At 33.5% G+C, this 24131-nt stretch carries 25 protein-coding genes and 4 pseudogenes; 7 read left to right on the top strand and 22 right to left on the bottom strand.

All coding sequences use genetic code 11. The features are described 5' to 3' along the window. The first annotated feature begins 47 nt into the window (after nt 1-47). Nucleotides 48-1352, top strand: coding sequence for a preprotein translocase subunit SecY (secY, locus tag ACVWY7_RS11535; protein WP_000490143.1), 1305 nt, complete (start codon nt 48-50; stop codon nt 1350-1352). A gap of 18 nt (nt 1353-1370) precedes the next feature. On the opposite strand, the pseudogene ACVWY7_RS11530 reads toward secY, so the two are convergent. Both ACVWY7_RS11530 and ACVWY7_RS11525 read right to left on the bottom strand, forming a co-directional pair. Beyond that, nucleotides 1371-1805, bottom strand: a pseudogene (locus tag ACVWY7_RS11530) (DnaA N-terminal domain-containing protein); the annotation flags it as partial. A 155-nt stretch (nt 1806-1960) separates the two neighbouring features. Next, a pseudogene (locus ACVWY7_RS11525) lies at nt 1961-2878 on the bottom strand (DMT family transporter). Between the two features lie 146 nt (nt 2879-3024). Here ACVWY7_RS11525 and pdxR point away from each other — a divergent pair. Beyond that, nucleotides 3025-4458 carry a MocR-like pyridoxine biosynthesis transcription factor PdxR gene (gene pdxR / locus ACVWY7_RS11520; RefSeq protein ID WP_000706764.1) on the top strand — a complete coding sequence of 478 codons (1434 nt, stop codon included), beginning with the start codon at nt 3025-3027 and terminating at the stop codon, nt 4456-4458. Nucleotides 4459-4635: 177 nt separating this feature from the next. On the opposite strand, the pseudogene ACVWY7_RS11515 reads toward pdxR, so the two are convergent. Beyond that, nucleotides 4636-4728, bottom strand: a pseudogene (locus tag ACVWY7_RS11515) (NADP-dependent oxidoreductase); the annotation flags it as partial. A gap of 179 nt (nt 4729-4907) precedes the next feature. Here ACVWY7_RS11515 and ACVWY7_RS11510 point away from each other — a divergent pair. Continuing rightward, nucleotides 4908-5762 (top strand): alpha/beta fold hydrolase, encoded by an 855-nt coding sequence (locus tag ACVWY7_RS11510; RefSeq protein WP_073523755.1) that lies wholly within the window; start codon nt 4908-4910, stop codon nt 5760-5762. Nucleotides 5763-5880: 118 nt separating this feature from the next. Here ACVWY7_RS11510 and ACVWY7_RS11505 read toward each other — a convergent pair whose 3' ends face one another. After that, entirely contained in the window at nt 5881-6216 is a 336-nt protein-coding gene (locus ACVWY7_RS11505) for a hypothetical protein (protein WP_001257753.1), read from the bottom strand. An 11-nt stretch (nt 6217-6227) separates the two neighbouring features. Beyond that, nucleotides 6228-7397 (bottom strand): ParM/StbA family protein, encoded by a 1170-nt coding sequence (locus ACVWY7_RS11500; protein WP_000025610.1) that lies wholly within the window; start codon nt 7395-7397, stop codon nt 6228-6230. A gap of 209 nt (nt 7398-7606) precedes the next feature. On the opposite strand from ACVWY7_RS11500, the gene ACVWY7_RS11495 reads away from it, so the two are divergent. Further along, the gene (locus ACVWY7_RS11495; RefSeq protein WP_001015812.1) at nt 7607-8008 is read left to right on the top strand and encodes a hypothetical protein; all 402 of its coding nucleotides are present in this window, start codon (nt 7607-7609) and stop codon (nt 8006-8008) included. A gap of 210 nt (nt 8009-8218) precedes the next feature. Here the strand turns inward: ACVWY7_RS11495 and ACVWY7_RS11490 are convergent, their stop codons facing one another. The 8 genes and pseudogenes from ACVWY7_RS11490 to sleB all read right to left on the bottom strand — a co-directional run bounded on the left by ACVWY7_RS11490 (nt 8219) and on the right by sleB (nt 14343). Next, nucleotides 8219-8800 carry an SMI1/KNR4 family protein gene (locus tag ACVWY7_RS11490; RefSeq protein WP_000366657.1) on the bottom strand — a complete coding sequence of 194 codons (582 nt, stop codon included), beginning with the start codon at nt 8798-8800 and terminating at the stop codon, nt 8219-8221. Between the two features lie 91 nt (nt 8801-8891). Further along, nucleotides 8892-9320, bottom strand: a complete 429-nt coding sequence (locus ACVWY7_RS11485) for a hypothetical protein (protein ID WP_073523753.1) — start codon at nt 9318-9320, stop codon at nt 8892-8894. A 104-nt stretch (nt 9321-9424) separates the two neighbouring features. After that, a pseudogene (locus ACVWY7_RS11480) lies at nt 9425-10502 on the bottom strand (aromatic acid exporter family protein). Nucleotides 10503-10610: 108 nt separating this feature from the next. Continuing rightward, a complete protein-coding gene (locus tag ACVWY7_RS11475; protein ID WP_456523804.1) occupies nt 10611-11108 on the bottom strand; it encodes a GNAT family N-acetyltransferase in 498 nt (165 codons plus the stop codon). Nucleotides 11109-11133: 25 nt separating this feature from the next. After that, the gene (locus ACVWY7_RS11470) at nt 11134-11490 is read right to left on the bottom strand and encodes a lipoprotein (RefSeq protein ID WP_000976539.1); all 357 of its coding nucleotides are present in this window, start codon (nt 11488-11490) and stop codon (nt 11134-11136) included. 112 nt (nt 11491-11602) lie between these two features. Next, nucleotides 11603-12199, bottom strand: coding sequence for a YhcN/YlaJ family sporulation lipoprotein (locus ACVWY7_RS11465; RefSeq protein WP_000697989.1), 597 nt, complete (start codon nt 12197-12199; stop codon nt 11603-11605). Between the two features lie 26 nt (nt 12200-12225). After that, complete coding sequence (ypeB, locus tag ACVWY7_RS11460) at nt 12226-13566, bottom strand: germination protein YpeB (protein WP_000943705.1); 1341 nt, start codon at nt 13564-13566, stop codon at nt 12226-12228. A 15-nt stretch (nt 13567-13581) separates the two neighbouring features. Further along, nucleotides 13582-14343: a spore cortex-lytic enzyme gene (sleB, locus tag ACVWY7_RS11455; protein WP_062921296.1), complete on the bottom strand. Its 762-nt coding sequence runs from the start codon at nt 14341-14343 to the stop codon at nt 13582-13584. Between the two features lie 145 nt (nt 14344-14488). Between sleB and ACVWY7_RS11450 the strand changes: the two genes are divergently transcribed. Continuing rightward, nucleotides 14489-14821: a DUF3889 domain-containing protein gene (locus tag ACVWY7_RS11450; protein ID WP_001228775.1), complete on the top strand. Its 333-nt coding sequence runs from the start codon at nt 14489-14491 to the stop codon at nt 14819-14821. Nucleotides 14822-14933: 112 nt separating this feature from the next. Here ACVWY7_RS11450 and ACVWY7_RS11445 read toward each other — a convergent pair whose 3' ends face one another. The 4 genes from ACVWY7_RS11445 to kynU form a co-directional block, all read right to left on the bottom strand. Next, the gene (locus tag ACVWY7_RS11445) at nt 14934-15851 is read right to left on the bottom strand and encodes a serine hydrolase domain-containing protein (protein WP_456523803.1); all 918 of its coding nucleotides are present in this window, start codon (nt 15849-15851) and stop codon (nt 14934-14936) included. Nucleotides 15852-15967: 116 nt separating this feature from the next. Next, nucleotides 15968-16807, bottom strand: a complete 840-nt coding sequence (gene kynA, locus ACVWY7_RS11440; RefSeq protein ID WP_000661954.1) for a tryptophan 2,3-dioxygenase — start codon at nt 16805-16807, stop codon at nt 15968-15970. 33 nt (nt 16808-16840) lie between these two features. Next, nucleotides 16841-17470, bottom strand: coding sequence for an arylformamidase (kynB, locus tag ACVWY7_RS11435; protein WP_000858055.1), 630 nt, complete (start codon nt 17468-17470; stop codon nt 16841-16843). A 2-nt stretch (nt 17471-17472) separates the two neighbouring features. Beyond that, a complete protein-coding gene (gene kynU, locus ACVWY7_RS11430) occupies nt 17473-18759 on the bottom strand; it encodes a kynureninase (protein ID WP_073523724.1) in 1287 nt (428 codons plus the stop codon). Between the two features lie 159 nt (nt 18760-18918). Here kynU and ACVWY7_RS11425 point away from each other — a divergent pair, with 159 nt between their 5' ends. Further along, on the top strand, nt 18919-19530 hold the full coding sequence (locus ACVWY7_RS11425) for a TetR/AcrR family transcriptional regulator (protein WP_000799606.1): 612 nt from the start codon (nt 18919-18921) through the stop codon (nt 19528-19530). Nucleotides 19531-19565: 35 nt separating this feature from the next. On the opposite strand, the gene ACVWY7_RS11420 is transcribed toward ACVWY7_RS11425, so the two are convergent. Beyond that, nucleotides 19566-20003: an NUDIX hydrolase gene (locus ACVWY7_RS11420; protein ID WP_000062916.1), complete on the bottom strand. Its 438-nt coding sequence runs from the start codon at nt 20001-20003 to the stop codon at nt 19566-19568. Between the two features lie 96 nt (nt 20004-20099). On the opposite strand from ACVWY7_RS11420, the gene ACVWY7_RS11415 reads away from it, so the two are divergent. Continuing rightward, the gene (locus tag ACVWY7_RS11415; RefSeq protein ID WP_001077639.1) at nt 20100-20903 is read left to right on the top strand and encodes an arylamine N-acetyltransferase family protein; all 804 of its coding nucleotides are present in this window, start codon (nt 20100-20102) and stop codon (nt 20901-20903) included. Between the two features lie 22 nt (nt 20904-20925). On the opposite strand, the gene ACVWY7_RS11410 is transcribed toward ACVWY7_RS11415, so the two are convergent. From ACVWY7_RS11410 to ACVWY7_RS11395, 4 genes are all read right to left on the bottom strand, one after another. Continuing rightward, the gene (locus ACVWY7_RS11410; protein WP_456523802.1) at nt 20926-21384 is read right to left on the bottom strand and encodes an SRPBCC domain-containing protein; all 459 of its coding nucleotides are present in this window, start codon (nt 21382-21384) and stop codon (nt 20926-20928) included. Between the two features lie 152 nt (nt 21385-21536). Next, nucleotides 21537-21770, bottom strand: coding sequence for a YczI family protein (locus ACVWY7_RS11405; RefSeq protein ID WP_001080072.1), 234 nt, complete (start codon nt 21768-21770; stop codon nt 21537-21539). A 136-nt stretch (nt 21771-21906) separates the two neighbouring features. Then, nucleotides 21907-22164 carry a DUF3977 family protein gene (locus ACVWY7_RS11400; RefSeq protein ID WP_000873852.1) on the bottom strand — a complete coding sequence of 86 codons (258 nt, stop codon included), beginning with the start codon at nt 22162-22164 and terminating at the stop codon, nt 21907-21909. 114 nt (nt 22165-22278) lie between these two features. After that, the gene (locus ACVWY7_RS11395; RefSeq protein ID WP_073523719.1) at nt 22279-24129 is read right to left on the bottom strand and encodes a sigma-54-dependent Fis family transcriptional regulator; all 1851 of its coding nucleotides are present in this window, start codon (nt 24127-24129) and stop codon (nt 22279-22281) included. Nucleotides 24130-24131: the final 2 nt, after the last annotated feature.

Below are 24131 nucleotides of genomic sequence, written 5' to 3'. Positions count from 1 at the left end.
GATATAATAATCAGTTTTAAACTGATAAAAATATAGGAGGCGACATAATGTTTCGTACGATTTCAAATTTCATGAGAGTAGCTGAGATAAGAAGGAAAATCCTTTTTACATTAGCGATGTTAATCGTTTTTCGAATTGGCACGTTTATTCCAGTTCCTCATACTAACGCAGAGGTATTAAAAGTACAAGATCAAGCTAATGTTTTAGGTATGCTAAACGTATTTGGCGGAGGAGCATTGCAACACTTCTCAATCTTTGCTGTAGGTATTACACCATATATTACAGCTTCCATCATAGTACAATTACTACAAATGGACGTCATACCAAAATTTTCGGAATGGGCAAAGCAAGGAGAAATGGGCCGTAAGAAATCAGCTCAATTTACTCGATACTTTACAATCATTCTCGCATTCATACAAGCCATTGGGATGTCTTATGGCTTTAATAATATAGCAGGTGGACAATTAATAACAGATCAAAGCTGGACTACATACTTATTTATTGCAACAGTTTTAACTGCAGGTACTGCATTTTTACTTTGGTTAGGTGAACAAATTACCGCTAATGGAGTAGGTAATGGTATTTCGATGCTTATCTTCGCAGGACTTGTAGCAGCGATTCCAAATGTTGCGAATCAAATTTATTTACAACAATTTCAAAATGCAGGCGATCAATTATTCATGCACATCATAAAAATGCTCTTAATTGGTCTCGTAATTTTAGCGATCGTCGTTGGGGTTATTTACATTCAACAAGCTGTGCGTAAAATACCGATTCAATATGCAAAAGCTGTTTCAGGAAACAATCAATATCAAGGAGCAAAAAACACTCATTTACCTCTAAAAGTAAATAGTGCTGGTGTAATTCCAGTCATCTTTGCTTCCGCATTTTTAATGACGCCGCGTACAATTGCGCAGCTCTTCCCTGATTCAGGCGTATCAAAATGGTTAGTTGCAAATCTTGATTTCGCACATCCAATTGGGATGACACTATATGTAGGTCTTATCGTTGCTTTTACATACTTCTATGCATTTATTCAAGTGAATCCTGAACAAATGGCAGAGAATTTGAAAAAGCAAAATGGATATGTACCTGGTATTCGTCCTGGTAAATCAACAGAACAATATGTAACGAAAATTTTATACCGTTTAACATTTATCGGTGCAATTTTCTTAGGTGCAATTTCAATTTTACCGCTTGTATTCACAAAGATTGCTACATTACCACCTTCTGCACAAATTGGTGGTACAAGCTTACTGATCATTGTCGGTGTGGCACTTGAAACAATGAAAACGTTAGAAAGTCAGCTTGTAAAACGTCATTATAAAGGGTTTATAAAAAAAGCGAATTAAGTAAAAAAACACAGTTGGTTATTTTTCCAACTGTGTTTTTAATTCTACTGCATCTAATTTTTCTACTAATGTACCAATGACCTTTTCCAAGTTCATTATTTTTTCTTCTAACGCTCGAATACGTTTATTGCTCTCATCTACATCATTATATTTTAAACTGTTATTAGAGACTTTGAACTGCTCTCCTAATTCGGAAGTGATATCTTCAATTGTTGATTTTTCATTATTACTGGTTGTATTTGATTTTAATTCAAATTGAATTTCATATGTATTTCCAGTTAATTTTTTAGCTATTTGCGAAATTAAATCTTTATAAGACTTTTTAACCCACTCTTGTTGGAATTCGTTTTCAAAATAAATGATCAATGAATCTTCATTTATTCTAGCTGTCGTTTCTTTGATCCAAGTTTCATATGATGGTTTTGAAATTTGCGGCCGAATTTTTTCCTTTACTTCAGTCCAATTTATTTTCATAATAACTCCCCTCTTCTTACAGATCTCTTTCATATAGCTTAATAATATTACGCCTTTCCAATAAATAAAGTCAAACCCTATCATGAATAAAATGAAAGCAGCCCTCTTTTATACAAGGCTGCTTCTTTATACAACTACATTTCCTTCTCAAATAATCTCCCTTGTTTGAAATAAGTACGGAGTGTGGATCGATTAGCTAAAAATACACCAACTAAAATGAAACAAGCACCTATTCCCATTGTAGGGTTTAAAGGTTCTCCTAATATGATGTATCCAACTATAATAGCAATTAATGGTGAGACGTATAACCAAGTTGACGGGAATACAGGATTTGTTTTTGATAAGAGCCAGTAATATAATCAGTGCCCACCAATTGATCCGATAAATATGAGATATAAAATAGGCCACTGTACACTCCATGAAGCTAATACAGTTACATTCGGTTGTTCTACTATGAAGGATACGATTAGTAGTAAAACTCCTCCGTAAAACATTTGAATACCATTAATGAGAAATGGCGATACACTTTGTAAATCCGAAAGTATTTCTTTTGAGCGAATAGAGCCTATTCCGTAAAATAACTCTCCTATTATTAATACAAAACAAGCGATACTCCATATGAAACTTATTTCTTGGTGAATTCCAGGTAAAGAAACAAAAACAACACCTATTAGTGCAACAATTAAAGCTAGCAGTTGTTCCTTTTTTAATTTTGTCTTATTTCTCTTTGCCTGTAACAATAAAATCATCATAGGCCCTGTAGCAGATAGCACAGCAGCTAACCCGGAAGAAATATATTGTTCTGCCCAATATAATGTTGCGAATGTCATAAATGTTAAGCAAAAACCAGCATATATAATACGTTTTGAAAATATGTGTGGCATAATTTCTTTTCGCTTTAGCTTAAATATAATCATTAAGATTACTCCTGCTAAAAAGAAACGAATTCCTGCTGAAAATAATGGGGGCGCTCCTGCTTCAATTCCGATTTTTATCGTTAAAAATGTTGTTCCGAAAATAATACATACTAAAATATAATTGAAAATAACCATTACTCTTCCTCCTTTTTACTCTTAACACGAGTATAGAAGGTATGGTGTATAACAGTGTATCTATGTATATAACAGTTGCCTAAAATAGTAGTTGATTCTATATATATTTTTCGCTTAAATTAAATAAAAACGAAAAAGGTGAAACCATGAAGATTGTACTGCGTAAAGAATCCAACATACCGTATTACAAGCAAATATATATGCAAATCGTTGAAAGAGTACAAAGTGGCATGCTTTCACATGGTGACTCACTTCCATCTTTACGCTCTATGGCCGAAGATTTACAGATTAGCCTATTAACTGTTCGTAAGGCGTATAAACAGCTAGAAAAGAAAGAATATATACGCATTGAACAAGGTAAAGGTGCTTATATACATAAACATGTAAAGAAAGATTCCAAACCAATTCCGTATAAATGGCAACAAACGAAAACGATTAATGTTATGCGATCTCAATATGCAATGAATCAGCACCGGAAATATTACGATTTTTCACAAGCGATTTTATATCCACGTCTATTGCCAAATCCATTCTTGGCAGACGAAATGCATAAAATACTTAATAAAGACCAGATGATCCTAGCAACCTATGGGCCAGTTCAAGGAGATTATGAACTACGAGTTGAAATAGCAAATTACTTACATGAACATCAAAAATTAGTGACAGACCCATCCCAGTTATTAATTACAAGCGGCGCACAACAAGGAATTGATTTAATTGCTCAAACACTATTAAAACCTGGTGATATTGTGTTAGTGGAAAGTCCATGTTACAGTGCTGCGCTTGATATTTTCATCAATAAAGGGGCTCAAATTATACCTGTTTCTCTAGATAATCATGGGGTTCGATCCGATTTAATCGATGATATTTGTCAAAGTAAAAATCCCGTTTTATTGTATACGAATCCAACTTTCCAGAACCCGACAGGTACAGTAATGAGTAAAGAACGAAGAATGGAACTTATAGAACTAGCGGAGCTATATGAGTTTTTTATAATTGAAGATGATTCTTTCGGAGAAATATATTTTGAAGATGCTATTGTTCCCCCTCCTATCAAAAATTTTGATACAAACGGACACGTACTATATATAAAAGGATTTAGTAAAACGTTAGCACCAGGACTGCGTATCGCATCTCTTATTGCCGATGGTCCTATTTTCGCATGGTTATATGCCGTAAAAGGTTCGATGGATATCGGTAGCCCTTTATTAACACAAAAAGCACTTCTACCGTTTTTACGTGCAGAACGTATGAAAAATCATTTAGAAAAATTACGTACAGCTTTACAAATTAGACGTGATATAACGATTGATATGTTATCACCACTTAAAGAAATACAATTTGAAATACCTGATGGTGGCTTTAATTTATGGATTACTCTTCCTAATTCGATAGATCCTTTTACTTTATTACAAAAAGCAAATGAAGTAGATGTTTCTTTTTTACCGGGAACAGCTTGTCTATTAAATAACGAAAGAAATAATAACCAATTAAGAATTAGCTATTCTATGTTAAATGAAAAAGATATGTCGATTGGATTAGAGAAATTACATGATTCAATACGAAACTATAAACTTTAGAAACAAATGCACAATCCCTGTAAACTAAAAAGTAAATACCCCAAAATATTTTTGTTTTGGGGTATTATGAAATTTTGAAGTATGCTAAGTCATTACTATTCCACTTTCATTATCACCGTACCTCTAACATGTTTATCTTCACTCAAAATATAAGCTTCTCTAACGCCTTCTTCATTTTAATACCTCGTTATTCTTAACAACCGGTTTTAAAATTTGTCTTTCTTTTCATTCTTCAACACTACTATATTGATCTATAACAATTGCTTTCATGTCCTCTCCCTTGCTGTTTATTTTAATAACATACAATTATTTCTCAAATTTTTTTCCCTTAAATTATCATAAACTTATTTTTGGGGGTAATTATGCAAGAAACAAAGCAAATCTTATGCACCGTAGAGTCATTCAAAATTGTATTTTAAATTAAATTCAAAAGAAATGGAGAGAACTCTATGACCGAAAAAATATTTAAAATAAACGGGATTGATATATGTACAGAAAGCTTTGGGAATCCTAAAAATCCAGCTGTTTTATTAATTATGGGGGCTACGTGTTCAATGGTTTATTGGGATGAAGAGTTTTGTGAACGGTTGGCGAACACAGGGAAATTTGTAATTCGTTTTGATAACCGTGATGTGGGACGATCTGTTGCATATGAACCTGGAACTTCCAATTATACCGTTACAGATATGGCTGAAGATGCAAGTGGGGTATTAGATGCTTATCATATTGATAAAGCACATCTATTTGGTATGTCATTAGGTGGTATGATTGCTCAAATTGCTGCTGTAAAACATCCGGAAAGAATTTTAACGTTAACATTACTAGCTACAAGTGTGATAGGGTCTGACAATAATACTCGTGATTTACCACCAATGGATGAAAGAATTTTAACACATCACGCAAATGGCGCACATTTAGATTGGACAAACAAAAATGTTATAGCAGAATATTTAGTTTCAGGATCTCGCCTATTATGTGGATCAAAACGTACATTTGATGAAACAAGGAGTTACAAACAAGTCAAACAAGAAATTGAACGAGCTAACAATTTATTAAGCATGTTTAATCACGCTTTACTTCAAGGCGATGATGCATATGAAGGGGCTCTTCACTCCATACAAGCACCTACATTAGTCATTCACGGAACAGACGATACTGCACTCCCTTTTGAACATGGTCTCGCACTTATTGATGAAATTCCTAACTCAGCTCTATTAACCCTTGAAGGCGCAGGACATGAAAATCATCCTGATGATTGGGAAGACATCATTCATGCAGTTACTGAGCATACATCTAAATTATAGATAAATAACGAATAGAAGGGGCACATCACAATTTGTGTCCCCTCTATTCGTTACATGTAAAAAAGCCCATCATTGTATCCGTATGTATAATGATGGGCAATACTTATTTTTTCTATGTTTAAAAAAACGGACAATCTAATTGGTCAACAGCTTCCCATGATTTTTTTTTTATATTATCGGTGGATTTATTTGCTTCTAGTGGTACGTTTTTAAAAGGATTAACTTCAACCTTTAATAAGGATGATGGCTCTACGTATAATGAGAAAACATGGCTACTTGGTATAGCTTTTGACACATCAATATCTCCTACTTGTTTAAAGAGTTGCTGCGCTGCAAAGAAAAAGAAATTGGTTGGGTTTGATTGTTTATTCAGCCATGCAAGCATTTCAGGTGATACTGATTTATGAATATTGATTTTCACTCGATCACCACGTTTATATCGCCTAGATCGCATGTTTCCACCAACTAACTTATCGTTAAGTTTGTAAATCCTAACTCTTTTTGCTTATGCTCTCTATATTTTGGTGAACAAGTGTATACTAATAATCCACGTGCATTTGTAAATAATGGATTATCTACAAAAATTACATTTGTTAAACGCCCTTTTTGTTTTAAAATCATTTTCAAGCTATTTTTTATGATAACTGCGCCCCCGCCATAAATAAATACATATGGATCATCTTTCATATCATCAATTTTGTTTATAATATCCGTTGCAACGCGCGCTGCTAAACCTAATAACGCTGGTTGTGATTCCTCAACTAATAATGCATTTCTAGGGTGTTTATCATTTAAATAAATTTGATTAAATTCTGTAATGCTATCAATCGTCTTTGTTGGATACTTCCGGTTCCATCTCGTAATAATTTGTAGTAACGTTTCTTTCACACCGTATGATAAGCCCTTACTTAATTGAGGTCTAAAGTTTACGCCTAGTGAAACGACTTCTTCTGTCGTCCCTGCTCCAATATCAAAAGATAATAGTGTTTTATCAACAAAATCAATTTCTGAAACTTTATTTTGTTCACATTCTATTTTATGTTTCACAACATTTCCTTCTTCATCATATACAATGCCCCACGTCCCAGAAGCACCCTCAGGTAGACATTTGCAATATTCGATTGAAATATTAATTGTAACATCACGTCCGTTTGGATAATGAAACACAACTTTATGATTCCCCATATAACGCTTTGCATTTTCCGCCGCTATTTCTTGTGTAATAAGCTGCATAGGGAGAGCAACAGATAAATCATATCGAATGTTAATATGGCTAGAAGTTGGGCTTTGACGCATAGCACTTACGGCTAAACCAGATAGAATTGTAATAACCATTAACTCATCAGTTGACTTATTCGATTTCTTCTCAACCTCAGTACCTTTTAATTGATCTTGAATGACTTTTTCTCCAACGATATACCGCACATTATTTAACATTAACGATGGAGAACTAATGGTCACGTCAATGTGGTTTTCTAATTCAGATAATGAAACATCTTCCTCATCTAAGAGTCCTGTAGGCTCTCCTATATATAAAGCATATATACTCGGAATAAAAATAGGATCTTGCCCTTTCACCATTAACTTCAAACCATTATTTCCTGCATCAGCACCAGCTTTTAAAAGAATAGACATAACTACCCCCTAAATTAATCTGACATCCCTTCCAAATATATGCGAGCCCATTCTTTTACATTCAAATGTAATGTAATTTTTTATTAACCGTACATACAAAATATTATTTTCTCGGCTCTATGTGTAAAAAGTATTTGACATTAAACTTTTCCAATTTTATACTATAGTTGTAAAGAGTTTTTTACAGATATGGAGGTGCCATTTCTAAGTTGAACCATAAAAAATTTATTTTCATGATTATTGTTTTATCATTGATTGGAGTCCTTATACATGGTGCATATAAATATGTAACGGAAGGTTCGATTTTGGGAGGAACAATATTCGCTTTTTCGTTAATTATCGGTAATTTAATTAATCAAATTACTTGGGGAGATCCAAACGGAGTATCAAAAGAAAGCCAAGATGAAATGGGACAGCAAATCCAATATAAAAGTTTTAAAGTTGCTTATTTTGTACTTATATGCCTTATGGTTTTTATTTTAATCTTATCAGAAGGATTTGCATTCCTATTACTTGATGAAATAAAGAACCTGCCTCTTTTTATCGCCCTTTGCTCTTCTTTCTTTATTTATCCTATTGTTGAACTTATAGTCGCAAAACAATATAAATAAAAAGATGAGATTTTGTAAAGTGATAATAATGTTATTTAATTTTGATTTAAAAATATAAGAGCCTTGCTACAAAACATATTGTAGTAAGGCTCTTTAAAGTTGTTTAATTTCTAACCTTTTAAATGAGTTTGTAGACAAATATAAATAATAAATTTGTTTAAATCTTCTTCAACAAAAGCTCTCATTAGTTGAAATGTAATTCTTCACAAATTATTGAGATTCTTCTAGAAAATTAAAATCACCATCAATTAGATCCTGTAAATACTCATCAAAGCTGTTTGCAATCACTTCATATTCATCAGGGTCGTGTAAAAAACGAATGATTTGACCACATACCCCTTCATCAGAAGGATTAAAATCAATATACAGCTTTGATGTCCCCCCGTTATTCATACAATCTGAAAAATGAATATACGTACCAGGGAGAAGGCCTTCTGGATTTATTTTAGAGTCAACAACATCCTCGTCATCTTGGTATTCTAAAAGATAGGAGACGTCTTCTCCTTCTTTTGAACTTTCGATCATCTCTTGTGTAGAAAGCAAATAATATGGATACTCTTCAACATCTGAACCTAAAATACATACCGTGACTTCGTTTTCTCCATATTTCCGCCAATATGTACCATCGATATTTTCAAGTAAAGAGATTAATGATTCTGGACAATTCGGATATTTCAACCTTAATATATCAATATCCTCTTTTGTAGCACCGTATGCTTTATTTAGTGCTTCGAGATCATCTGTTGATAATGCTGCTTTCAAACCGTTTAAAAATTTGTTTACCAAATCCATTATTTTATCCTCCAAATAATCAAATATATTTTTTTTAGTCTATATATCTAACATAAATAAGATTTGGCCTTTAACTGTTTTCACATCTAATTTAATTAGTACCATTACGTTCTAGCTCTTCTCGATTAAAGTATTGTTCTAGTAACTCTTTACCTGTTTTGATTGTAGTATAGTACTCTCCACCATACAGTTTCCCTTCTGGTGGATTGTGAAAATCTTCGTATTTCTTGAAGTCTTCATTCTCTTCAAATGATTTCTTTGCAAGGTCCAGGTTTTCTGCTTCTATTTTAGCAAACAATCTACCTATATCGAATACCCCTTCTTCATCCATACTCTCTTCTAAAAGGTAGTGTTCCTCTTCTTCTATAGGTGTTAGTTTACTTTTTGTAACAGAATATAAATGTTTCGTTTCTTCTACTTGTACCATAATGAAAATCCAACCTACTCTTACAACTGTACATGGTGCTAGCCCTTCTAGTGTAAATGCAACTACCTTTTGATCTTTCACATATTTCCCCATTTTATCTACCCCTTAATTCGTTTGTTTTATACTATAACAACCATAGTCTCTTAATTTTTCTAATCCTGTTGTTTCAAGCATCAATCTCTAATCAGACATCTTTATTACTTTATGTCCACCAATATTGATTTCTCTTGATTTTCATCTTCATATTTCTCGAATATTTGTTTTAATTCCTCTAACATATCATGTATAGATAATACCTCAAATAAAATGATAGATTCGCTTGAAAAATGATGATGATATTGATTCGGTTTACAATGTGCCAAATCATTTTTATTAGTCCAAAATTGCTTATCTAATTCATCAATCAGTTTAAAATGTTCCTCATCTATTTTTTCACAATGATTTCTTAATATAGAAATTATAGAATGAATTGTTCGTCGCAAAATTTCTTTTTCATTTTGTGACCAATCACATGTTTCAATTGGTGCTCGAGCTAAATTATCTATATGATAAATAATTTGCTGTAATAAATGAAGTTGCTTTTGTACAAGTAAAAAGCTTCTCATTTCTTTTTTTGTATGTCGATGGTATTTCCAATCTTTTTGCTCATATTGAACAAATTGTACTGCTTTATGTAATAATACAGTTAATTTAGAAAGATTATAGGTTGTCTCCTTTTTTTATAACTTTCCCATCCATTAACGCAGTAAGCCATTCCTCCATAACATTTGCCGTTTTAACAAATAGCTCCTCTGTACATCCCGAAATTGTTTTAACATAGTGTGGTGGCAAAATAAAAAAATTGACTACAGTAGACACTATAATACCAGTAGATGTAGTAGCTAATCGAATTAAAAATGCAGTAAAATAATGATCTGCCGTAATGGGAATCATTGCAACAGCAGTTAAAGTTGCGACTAACGTTCCAGCGTGTAGCCTTAGTTTTTGACATGTAACGATTGTAAACATTGCCGCTAACGCATAAGAAAGAGCCTGATGACCTAGGAAAAATGTGAAAGTCATTGCATACGCCGATCCAATTGTTGAAGCTGGAAAACGAACTAGTCCTTTTTTTATAGAATCCGTTGCGGTTGGCTCAATCGTTACAATTGCCGTAATAACAGCAAAAATAGTTGGTATATTGAAAAATTCGCAAACTAGAACTGTAAGAAAAACCGCAATTCCTGTCTTTATCACCCTTCCACCAATAATATTCCATTTTCTAACTTGATTCATTTGTATTTCCTTCATTTCTATTTCGTTTATTTATATATTTTACAACATATATTGTTCCAAATAAAAAAACTTACTACTTTACTATGCAAGAGTAAGTTTTTCTTCTCATTATTTTATGATAGGTAAATGCATTATAATTTGTTGACCAATTGGTCCCATTCTTCTAAGTCCTTTATCTTGGAAACCAACTTTTTCATATAAATTTTGTGCTGGAATATTTTTTTCATTCACAGCAAGTACAACTTCATTTTTTATCGGAAAATAACGTTGTACAAACTCTTGTAATAATGCCAGTGATTTTTTAGCATATCCCTTCCTTTGTTTATTGTGATTTACAGAAAATGAAGTTAAAAGTAAAGCGTTCTCATTTTCTGTGAATTCCTGTACTCTATCTCCTGCTTGCAATGCAAAAAGACCAACAGGTACCCCATTGTAATCTAAAATAACAATGACATTTTTTGTACGATCATTTTTTGCTTTTTTCAATAATTCAGCTGGGTCCGACGTAAATTGAACTTGTTCACTTGGTAAAGTAAATGTTTCTATAACTTCTTTATATTCCTCTTTATACGGAACTAATTGAATCTCCCCTGTATGTATGTTCATGCTAAACTCTCCCATTTTCAACTTATTAACTTAAGCCTTGCTGCACTTTAGAATGTACTTTTCCATCTAAAAAGGTAATTTCAACTAATGCAGTTGGATTGCTTCCCTTCCAAGCAAAAATTTGCTTAATTTGTGTAGAATGTTCTACACCTTCTTCTATGAGTAAATCCCCTTCAAAACCAATTAAATCTTTTACTTCTTTATAAGTCATTCCTTCATTTATATTTGAAAAATGATTTATATTGATAGATTCTTTCTTCTGATTTTCCATCACAGTAGAAGAAGTCGCTGTTTGCTTTTTTACTTCTTTCTTCTGTTCACACGCTGTCATACTGAAACCTAAGCATAAACTACATAATATTAATGTGCTTTTTTTCATCATAACAGTTGTCCCTCCCATCATAATTAAACCATATTTTCCCTTAAAAATAAACTGAATATTTAATATTATATTAAAAAACCCTGCACAATTTAGTACAGGGTTAAGGTTATCTTTATTTATTCAAATGATTATTTGATTGATCATTCTGTTCTTTTCTTAGTTCTTGTTCTTCATCTTTTGGTAATTGTTTATCATTATCTTGAATTGGATTCGTTTCTTTATTTTCAATCATGTCATTTGGAACTTGTGGCATTACACGGCCGACAATTGCTGCTAACTCATCCAGTATACCTTCGCCTGTTTTTCCTTTTTTAATTTGCTTTCCAATTTGTTTCAGTCGTTCGTACGTATCAACATCTGCTACAACAACTGCATTAGCACCATCAGGATCGTTTTTCAAACTTTCTGCAACAGAGTATTTAATGGATTCAACACGAGTTCGATCGAGTTTCGCTTTTACATCGATTCCTACGATAGCATATTTCCCAACTACTACCGCTGTCGCATCATTCACACCTGGCACACTTGCTGCTAAAGATGCTAGATGATCCGCTGCTTTTTCATTTGGCTTATTTGACTTATTCGTATAATTAACATTTTTCATCGAAACATTTTTTTGCTCTGACTTTTCGTTTGGACTATCCTTTTTTCCAATACTACATCCAGTTATTAAAAAACAAACCATCAATATATATATTAAGATTTTCATTATTCTCACCACTTTACCATTAAAGTTTAATCATAAATTTTTTCAACAGCCTGCATTTTCTTCACTTTTTCTTCTGCTCCGCTATTTGCATTAATGAAGATTTGGTACGTATCTTTCCCTAACGTACCTACAAATTCATAGCAAAGTACTTCATTATGCAGATCATTTACTACGACAGCTTTACGTTCTTCCATAACTTTCACATCTGGATTAATTTTTTTTCTTGCTTCTGCTGCAGTTAGTTTTGCTGATGGAACTGTTCGTTTTTGATGTGACGCTAAATATTCTTTTGCGGAGAATCCAACGATAGAACCGTCATCTAAAGCAATTTTCATTTGAATTGCTTCAGGATAAATTCGTACGCCATTCTCATTTACTACATACGTAAATACTCCAACATTATCATATTGTGAGCTATCATAAAGCTCCATATTATTAAACTTATGGTCCTTTAAGAATTTCAAACCTTTACTTCCTGCGTCATTTAAACTAATCTTCTGTTCTTTAATTTCTCGATTATTCATAACCCAAATTGGATATCCGCCTTTTCCGGTAATATCCATATAAAACTCATTATTCGTTGCTTCATCTTTAATTTTCACACTATAGAAAGATTCTTTTGCACCTTTTCCACTTTTCTCAACTTCTACTTTTTCATTTCCTTTTAAATTCAAGAACGATTTTGCGATTTTCCCCGCTTCATCTTTTGAAATTGCTTTTCCTTCTGCTTCAAATCCACCTTTTTTATTTTTTTGTGCACTTGTAAAGGTAGGTCCGAAGTTTGTAGATGAATACGATGTTACATTTTTTTCTACTGTCTTTAGTCCGTCAATAATTGTATTGTCGGCAGGATCACGATTGGATGCGAGTGCCATCTCAACATCCATCCAGCGTAAATTGTTTTTCAAAACAAGATGTTGCACTTTTCTTAGTTCATCTTGTATATTTCCGGCATTTGAGTATAAAGTTTGCAACGTTTTGTATTCTTGATCATTTAACGGCTCTTTTTCTAAATCACGAATAGCTGCACGGTAACTAAAATCACCGATATTCGCTAAAAATTCTTCCGTTTTATTAAAAGGCATTAATGTTAAAGGAAGTTGCCCTACATCTGAACGAGCTTCAGATGTTAATCTCCATACATCTGCTAATGCAGGTGATAAAGATGCACGTGAATTCATCGCAAGCGTTGTGCCAATTTTATCGTGCAATAAATCTACCTCGTACGCTAAATCGTGAAACGCACGTTGATAGCTATTTTCTGCCCGAATTAATACTGCATTCTTCTCTTGATGCTCTTTATAGCCCCAGTACCCTGTGCCGACTACACCGATTGTTAATAATACGATTATAATACCTCGTAACATAGTTCCACCTCCGCTCTATTTACAGAAAATATGTTTCCCGATCTTTTTAATTTGTGGACGAGTCCAAATCCATTTACTTGTTGCAGTATCTGGATTGAAGTAGTACAATGCGTTTCCTGTTGGATCCCATCCATTAATTGCATCTAATACAGCCTTTTTCGCTGTTTCATTTGGCGTTAAATATATCTGTCCGTCTGCTACCGCTGTAAATGCTCTTGGCTCAAAGATTACACCCGAAACGGTATTTGGAAATGATGCACTTGTAACGCGATTCAAAATAACCGCAGCTACCGCAACTTGTCCTAAGTACGGCTCACCACGAGACTCTCCATATACTGCGTTTGCCATGAGCTGAATATCATTTTGAGAATAACCATTTGGAACATTTGTCCCTTTATTTTGAGATGGTTTATTTTTTTGTGCTGTACCACCACTATTTCCTTTATTAGCAGTTGACTTATCATACTTCGTTGCCTTCACAAGCATTTGCTTCGTTTTAGCTCCAGCTAAACCATCAACAGGTAATCCAAATTTCTCTTGAAAATTTCGAAGTGCCCAGTATGTACCCCATCCGAAAACACCATCCACTTTTCCCGTATAAAATCCGTTATATTTCAAACGAGATTGCAGTTCAATGACATCTTCGCCAGATGCTCCCCTTTGAATGACTTGATTAGAAAAGGCTTCTACATTTTTTAGTTGTATACTACTGACCATGAAAGATAGTCCTATGAACGCAAGTAAAACTGCTATTTTAAAAATAGCTTTTTGGCGCATAATTTTCCCTCCTTAATTACGGAAATGATTTCTTGGTTATGTTTTGTAAAAGGCTCGCTTTTATGTAAAGAAGACAAAAAAATCCAAGCTCATATCGTTGAAAAAATATGTAAACAATATATAAAAAGGATAAAAGGAGTTCATCATGAGGAAATTGTTAAAGCGTGTCGTACTGGTCATTCTGCTCATAACAACATGTTCAAATATATATACCGGCTCATCAATTGTTCATGCGCAGCCGCCGTATGCGAAATGGGGGAAACTTGCTGTAGAAAAGACGAAAGAACAATACCCGAAAGCTGATATAATTGATTATCTTCATATAGGTAGAAAACCGAAAACAGTTCAAATAACAGTTGAAAAATTTAAATTATGGTTACGTGAAGATGGAAAAGAATATGGTGTTTTTGTGGATGTAGAATTTGAAACGAAGACAGAGAAATTTATTAAGGTGTCGTTTCAGAAGACGAGTAGATAAAATGAAAACCTCACTGTTTACATTATAAACAGTGAGGTTTTCATTTCTAAATTACTTTCAATTGTGAAGAAATGAAATAATTGAACTGGATTGAATGGATTTACTTGTGCCCTTACTGAAAATTACAATTCTCTTGTATATGTTCAATAAATAATTTTAATGGAACAAGTCCACGTTTAGGCATATGACTACTTATTACAGCAACTACCTCTAACTGCGGAACGATGATGATATATTGTCCGCCATATCCCATAGCAAAGTACATACAATACGGTATGTGAAATCTTTCGTTATTCAAAACCCACCAGTGATATCCATACGCCCCAACATGTTCATACGTTTCAAATAGAGCTACACTTGATTCTTCTAACCATTTCGATGATACAATTTCATTCCCTTGCCAATACCCATTTTGTAAACATAATATTCCTAACTTTAATAAATCTTTAGACTTCATTTTCATTCCGAAGCCGCCGACATGTATTCCTTGCGGATCTTGCTGCCACTCATATTCGGTAATTTCTAATGGATCAAATACATATTTTTTCGCAAACTGTTCTGTCGGCATTCCAGTAGCTTTTTGGATAATGTAACTAAGTAAATGCGAAGAGCCTGAGTTATAATTCATTTTTGTAGCCAGTTCTTCAATCATTGGTTTTTCTAATATGTACTGCACCCAGTTATCCGATTCTACAAAATCGTTTGGGAACACTACTCCATTTCCGAACTCTTTCCAATCCTCACCTGTAGTCATCGTTAATAAATGATACAGAGTCAAATCCTGCTTTTCCTCAGATACATTTTCAATCCACTCTGTAATCGGTGTATGTATATCATTTATATATGCTTTATCGATTGCAATACCTATTAATATAGATACAATGCTTTTTGTAATCGAATTTATTTTATATAAGTTATTTGCACATTCGGGTGTTTTATAATACTCAGTTGTTAATTCCCCTTTTCGATAAACAAGAAATGTATTTACTTTTTTCTTTTCAAATTTATTTTCTAGCTGCTTGAAATCCAATACTTTACCTCCAATTAAATCATTACCTAATTTATTATATCTTGTAGCTTTAATTAAAACATACTTGTGTTCAAATAAAAAACAAACCTGCCAGTAATGAACTGACAGGTTTGTTTTTATAATTTCGTGCGAACATTCCAAAGCTCTGGGAAGAAACGTTGATCAAGTACTCGTTTTAAATAAGATACACCAGAAGAGCCGCCTGTTCCTATTTTATGTCCGATAATGCGTTCTACTGTTTTCATATGACGGAAACGCCATTGTTGTAGCCAATCTTCAATATCGATAAGTTTTTCAGCAAGCTGATATAAATTCCAATATTTTTTCACATCCGCATACACTTCAAGCCATGCTGCTTCTACTGTTGCATCTTCTTCGTAAGGCTGCGTAATATCACGATTTAACACGTCTTTATGAATTGGGAATCCTTCTTTTACAAGGGCTTGAATTGCCACATCATATAAACTTGGTGCATGTAGCGCTTTATGAAGTCGAGCATGTAATTCTGGATCTTTTTCATAAATTTTTAAGGCATGCGGCGTTTTATAACCAAGCGCATACTCAATCATACGATATTGATACGATTGAAAACCTGAAGCTTGACCGAGCGAGTCACGAAACTCAATGTACTCGGATGGCGTTAATGTCGCAAGAATATCCCAAGATTGAATGATTTGTGATTGAATTTTTGATACACGTGCTAACATTTTAAAAGCTGGTTGTAATTTGTCTTGTTTAATAGATTCAATTGCTGCGTTTAACTCATGTAAAATAAGCTTCATCCAAAGTTCGCTTGCTTGGTGAATAACGATGAACAACATTTCATCATGGTGGTCTGATAATCTCTTTTGAGAAGATAGTAAACTATCTAATTGTAAATATTCCCCGTACGTCATATTCTCTTTAAAGTCCGTATGAATCCCTTTTTCCATAATTACCTTTTCATTTTCTTTCATATTAGCAAAACGCCCCTTTATATATATTTCTACTTATATTGGTCTAATAACTGCTCGAACTGGACTTCCATCTGCATCTGATAAGGCAAGTGGTAATGCGATTAGTTCGTAATCACCATCTGCTACATGATCTAGTGCGACATTTTCTAAAATGTGTATACCATGTTTAAACAATTGATGATGCGCTGCTAATTCTTTATCATCTAATGGATCAACTGATGGTACATCCACCCCGATTAAACGTATACCTTTTTCTGAAAGAAATGGTGCTATATCCGCACGTAAATGCGGGATTATATCTGGGAATTCATTCGCTTTACCATGTGAAGATGTGCGTAACAACAAGCGTTCTACGCCTTCTAAATGAAATTTCTCTAATTCCTTTTTCCCAATGCTTTCAAGATTAGAAACGTCAATGATTCGCGTAGGTCCGACATAAACTTGAATATCTAAATCTAACACTTTCTTTCCATCATTATCAAAATGAAACGGTGCATCAATATGAGTGCCTGTATGAATACTCATCGTTAACTTTCCGACATTTACTGAGCCACTCTCTTCTTTTGACCATGATACTTCATACGAGAACGGTGTATCCCCTGGCCAAGTAGCAATATCATTATTTAGCGGTTGTGAAATATCAATCCACTCTGATGTTTTCATACTTATGCCACAACCTCTCGCTTATTTTCAAATTGCTTGTACTCTTCATCTTTCATAATTTTCTTTAAAATCATAACAGACTGCCATACTTCTTCGTACGTATTATATAAAGCAACTGGCGCAAGTCTCACTCCATTTGGCGCTCTAAAATCTGGAATTACTCCATTTGCTTTTAACGCTTTACATATACGTGCTGCTTCTGCATGCTCTAAATAAATATGCCCGCCTCGTTTTTCATCCTCTAATGGATTTCCAATTGTAAAGCCGAAATCTTTTAATTCATGAACAATTAAATCAAGCATGTACCTTGTAATATGTAAGGATTTTTCACGTAAACGTTCTATACCAGCATCTTTAAATATTTCAAGTGAACCGATTAAAGGTGCAGTACTTAATATGTGCGGTGTACCAATTTGATACGCACCTGCATGATCAGCAGCTGTTAATGTATGTTCCATATCAAACTGCTTATCTTTTCTAGAACTAAACCAGCCAGACAAGCCTGGAAGTCTATTAAAATGCTTTTTATTTACATAAAGGCCAGCAACACCGCCAGGTCCTGCGTTTAAGTATTTATAATTACACCAAATAGCAAAGTCAACATCCCATTCTTTGAAATGATGCGGAATAGAACCGATTGAGTGACATAAATCGAACCCGATATGAATACCACGCTCATGAGCTTCCGCTGTTAAACGTTTCATATCAAGAATTTGTCCACTTCTATATAGTACAGAAGGCAATAAAATTAACGCGATGTCATCTGTCATTGCTTGAATAATATCATCTTCAGAAAGTGTTCTACCGTCTCGGCTCTTCACTCGTACTAAATGCTCATCTGGATCTAGGCCCTTTAAACGAATTTGACTTTGAAGTGCATATATATCTGACGGAAATGTTAATTCATCCGCAAGAATTTTTGTCCGAATTCCTTTCGGCTCATAGAAAGTTGCGATTACTTGATGAATATTCGTTGTCGTGGAACCGGTTACAATATTTTCTTCTGGTAAAGCTCCAATAAGAGGTGCAGTCAATTCACCTAATTTCTCCGAAAGGAAAAACCACGGATGCTCACCCTCGGTCCAGCCGTCAATGCCATACTCTTTCCATGAATCTAGCAACGTAAGTAACGATTTCTCTGCTCTTTTTGAAAGTAGCCCTAATGAGTTTCCATCTAAATATATTGTTCCTTCTTTTTTATAAAATTCAGTTTGAAAATCTTTCAGTTCATCATGTTTATCACATTCAAGCGCATACTCATAAGTTGGTTGAAATGGTTCTTTATACATGGTGTCACCTTCTCTTAATTTTCTTTTTATTCTAACTAATTGAAATATATCACCTTAGTTGATATAACGTCAATGATATTATGTCAGTTGACTTTATATATGAATTTCTTTTACAATACAGTTATATTTTCAGATATTTCAGTATAAAGAGGTGATTCTTTGAAAAACACTACTCTTTCATCAAGAAAACACCGCTCCTTAGAAACAAAGAAGAAACTATTACACTCTGGTTACACTATTTTTATTCGTAACGGATTTCAAAAAACGACAATTACACAAATTATTAAACACGCTGAAACCGGTTATGGCACGGCATATGTATACTTTAAAAACAAAGATGATCTCCTCATCGTTTTAATGGAAGATGTTATGAATCAATTTTATAATATCGCTGAGCGCTCTTTTTCGCCTCAAACGACAGAAGAAGCACGTACAATGATTCAAAATCAAGTTAAAGCATTTTTACAATTAGCAGAGAAAGAACGAGCAATTTTACAAGTTGTAGAAGAAGCAATTGGGTTATCAAAAGAGATACGTCAAAAATGGGATGAGATACGGGAACGCTTTATAAACAGTATTACGCAAGATATTACATACTCTCAAGAAAGTGGGTTAGCACATTCTGAATTGAATAAAGAAATTGTAGCACGTGCTTGGTTTGCGATGAATGAGATGTTTCTTTGGACGATTGTGCAAAATGATAAAAAGATCGACCTAGAAGAAATTGTGCATACATTGACGAAAATGTATACGACGGGTTTATATAAATAGCACACCTTCAATACATAAGGTGTGCTATTTTACATCTATAAAAATATATTATTTGGGTATGGTAGCGCTACAGAAGGCTTTTCAGATAATGAGAAATATTGTAGTTTTAAAGATTCACCATCTATTGACTTCAGCTTACCACTGATAACTTCACATTCAAACACAACAACAATGTATTCTACTTGATCTCCATTCGAATATGTATGACGGAACTCTTTCCCTCCAAATATCCCTTTTTGCTTTTTCACTCGTACTTTCAGCCCCGTTTCTTCCCAAACTTCCCGAACTACTGCTTCTTCTGGAGTTTCTCCAAGTTCAATTGCTCCAGCTGGCAAGCTCCAGTATTCTCCGCCAGGATATTGAAATAAGATTTCCCCTTGCTCATTTTTAATAACAGCAGCTACACTCGGTATAAAAATTAGTTCATGACCTAATTGCTCACGGATTTTTTTATAATATAGCGACATCGACATATAATTCTCTCCTACTCCATTAATAAATAACTGTATTTTCTGACACAAATTGTATAATAATACCAATAATAATTTCTATATAGAAAGGATAACAAAATGAACCAAGTACAACTAGTAAATAGCTTTCTATCATTTTTAGATACGACAAAACAGCCTACTAGCTTAAAATTTTTAAATGAGCTTATTAAAGCTCATCAAGAAAAAATAAAATGGGAAACTCTTACTAAAATAATTGACTGGGAAAAAGGTAATGAAACAGGCAATTATTTTCCTTCCATTGAGACATACATAAACCGTATTACAACAAAAGGTCTCGGGGGTACTTGTTGGACGCACTCAATTGGATTCCATTGGTTATTATCAAATCTTGGTTTTGATGTTCATTATATGTATATGGATCCCGGACATTTATGCTTACAGGTTAACTTAGACCGACCTTATTATGTTGATGTTGGTTATTATGCACCTTTATTCCAAGCTTACCCACTTTATGAATCATTTCAAGTAAGTAATGTAAGAGAAACTTTCACTTATGAAGTCTCAAATAATAGGATTAAAATTGCTAGAAAGCCAGGTCCAGCAAAAATCTTACATACAGAGCTAATACATTTATCAAGTATGAAAGAACTCATTACAATGTCTAACGATTGGCATACATCTCCTGTATTAAAGAAAATTCAGATTTTCGGTTATATCGATGGTATTCCAACTTCTATTAATAATAATGTTTTAAAACGATATTTCCAAGGTAAGAAAAGAGAACACATCATTACATCTTCTGAACTTAATTATTGGATAACAGAAAGATTTTGTGTTGATAAAGAAATATATGAAAGAGCTATTGAGATTTTCAATGAAAAATCTTCAAACAGTAAAAGCGTTACTCACGGAATTGAGTAACGCTTTTACCTTATTTTTAATATTAAACTTCTTTATGATAAGCAGTTTCTACACATTCTGCTAGACGCTCCATTTGTTCCATTGCTAAACCTCGTGAAATCCAGCCTGTTAACTTATACATAATTTTATAGTAAAAATTAGTCGGTTCATATTCTGAAATTAATGTTAGTGCTGTACCTTCTTCATCTTCTTCTAACATATAAGTCATCGCTGAATAACCTTGCTTCATTTCACTACCTAGTGAAATAATATGGGGTGTATCGTATTCAAGAATTTCTACTTCTGCCTCCAATATTTTCTTACCGACTTTTTGAACAGAAATATATTTATCTCCTACACGTGGATTCTCTTTATCTATATTTGAAGGATAGCGATTTTCTATCATAAATGTATTCCATTCTTTTATTTTTTCATCTTCTATTATGTAGTCACATACAACATCCATTGGTGCTTTTATTACTATTTCAATTGCAAAACTCATTATACTGCCCCTCTCAAATACCCTATCCATTTCTATTTAACTAAATCATTATGCCATATTTTATATAGTGAAATACAAGTGGAATTTTAATTTTTATTACGAGAATATTTATCGTAATAAGGAAAGCATGAATAAGTCATTTAAATACTTATTCATGCCAAATATTTTACTAACGATACAACAATTAAATATAGCGCAACGAGTAGTAAAACGATACCCATACTTCTATTTTCTTTATTTTTAAAATTTTGAACCCCTAAACTAACTAACATAAACCCTAAAAGCGTTTGTAAAATTAGCATACTCAGTTCCGAAGTATCATTCCAACTATAAATGGAATACCCCATTATAATAATTGCAAGTAAAACAGTTACAATCCTATTCATACGCAAATCCTCCCTTTTTAAAAAGAAACCGCTAAGTTTCCTTAGCGGTTTTATTAACAATTGATATTTATAAAAAGTGCTTTTCATGAATTTGATATAAGTCAAAAGAATTTCCTGGTCAATATAAATTCGCATGTTAGCCCACTTTTTCTTTATCCAGTCTACTCACAATTCCAAAAATAAATTTATATTCAAACCTCCTCTTCTTTATCTTTTTAAAACCTTCTTTCGTATCAAAAATAAAACAAGTTTTCCGAAACCAAATTCGTATGTATACAGACTCCAAGTAAATAGGTTTTATAATTCCTCGTTCTTCAAATTCAGTTCCATCTTTATTTTCAGTTTCTGTTCGAACGAACCACCTATTTCCAATGCCGATTTCAATATACTTCATAGTAAGCCCCCCCTTCCGGGAATTAATTTCTAACTATTCTATTATTTCCCCGGTAAGCGCACATTCCGACAGAACATGAGTACACAAAGAAAAAGTAGATTACAAAAATCTACTTTATAACTTGTATTTTTGCATTCGTTTATAAAATGTACTTCGAGGTACATCTAACAGTTTTGCAGCTAACGAAACATTTCCGTTCGTCTTTTCTAGCGCTTCAATCATGCTATCACGCTGTATTTTTTCACGGAAATTCAATGTGTCCTCTGTTTTATTTTCTGTTTGCAATTCAAGCTGATGTTGATTTCTCATCATTGTTTGTAATAAAAAAGAGATTTGTTTTTCGCATATTTCCCGTCCTTGCGACAAAATGTAGATGCGTTCTAATGCATTTAATAATTCTCGAATATTTCCGGGCCATGTATGCTGAGAAAATTGATTACAAATACTTTTTGGAAATACAACATTCCAATTCTTTCGTTTGCAAAAGTGTTTTATGAAGTACGGAATATCCTCTTTTCTTTCTATTAACGATGGAACATATAGCGGATAAACATGTAAACGATAATATAAATCTTGACGGAATTTCCCTTCTTCTACTAATCGCAATAGATCTTTATGTGTCGCAGTAATAATACGAATATTAACTGGCACCTCTTTTGAACTGCCAATTGGGGTTACTGTTCGTTCTTGTAAAACACGCAATAATGCTACTTGCATCTCTGGTGGCACTTCACCAATTTCATCTAAAAATATTGTTCCTCCGTCTGCTTGTTCGAATTTCCCTTTATATCCTTGGCGCCGTGCACCTGTAAACGCTCCTTCAGCATAACCGAACAATTCACTTTCCATTAATTCTTTCGGTAATGAACCGCAGTTAACAGCTATAAAAGGACCATTTTTTCTTGGACTATTTTCATGAATCGCTCTCGCTACATATTCTTTTCCTACACCTGTTTCACCACAAACATATACACTTGCATCAGTTGGTGATACAAGCTTAATTTCTTCTAATGTATGTTGAAATGCATCGCTTGTCCCAATTACTCCAGGGAAAGTGATGCCATTTATAAATAGGGAAGTTGAAAATAATTTTTCTTGTTTATTTTCCTTTACATAAATACATTTCCCAATCATTCTATTATTACTGTATACTGGAACTTCTAATTTAGTTTTCAATCCATAGTGCATTAAATCTGCAAGTTTCATTCGTGACCAATTACATACTCGTTCCCGAACCCTCTTGCTTGCAGAAACGATAACATCACGATGATTACAAATTACAACTTGTTCATCACTATCAATTACATCTAAAAAACGATGGATTAAATGCAGTTCATTTTGATGTACTCGAATACTACATTCACGTTCAATCGCATGTGCAATCGAAGTTACCATTCCGAGCATATATGGATGCGAAAATTCAATTGGACAGGAGAAATCTAGAACACCAATTAATTTCCCATCATCGTTATGAATGGGAGCAGCCGCACAGCTCCAGCTATGAGATGCGACAGAATAATGCTCTGTACCACTTATCATAATAGCCTCTTCAATCTCAAGCGCTGTTCCTATTGCATTTGTACCAACAGCTGCTTCCGTCCATTTCACACCTTCAATGAAGTTAATATGTTTTGCTCGTTTCAATGTTTGTTCATTTCCACTTAACGATAGAACGTAACCATCTGGATCAATTAATAATGCCATCATTTGCAGTTCATCAATGGTTTTTCTCATATTTTGTATTTGAGGTATTGCTATATCTAAGAAGATTTCACTCTTTTTCTTTTGGTCTTGAAAAATATTAGAAGACAAAATTTTCTGACCTTTATTCATATGAGGATTCACATTTGCTTGTTTACATCGATACCATGACTCTGAAATTCTTTCGTTTATACGGTTCGAATCAAGGACTCCTTCATCAACAAACTTTTTCCATGTATGTAAGTAAAACGGTGAAGCTAACATTG

It is taken from the genome of Bacillus sp. TE9106W, from assembly GCF_054062215.1.
This window is presented reverse-complemented; position numbering and strand designations above follow the sequence as displayed.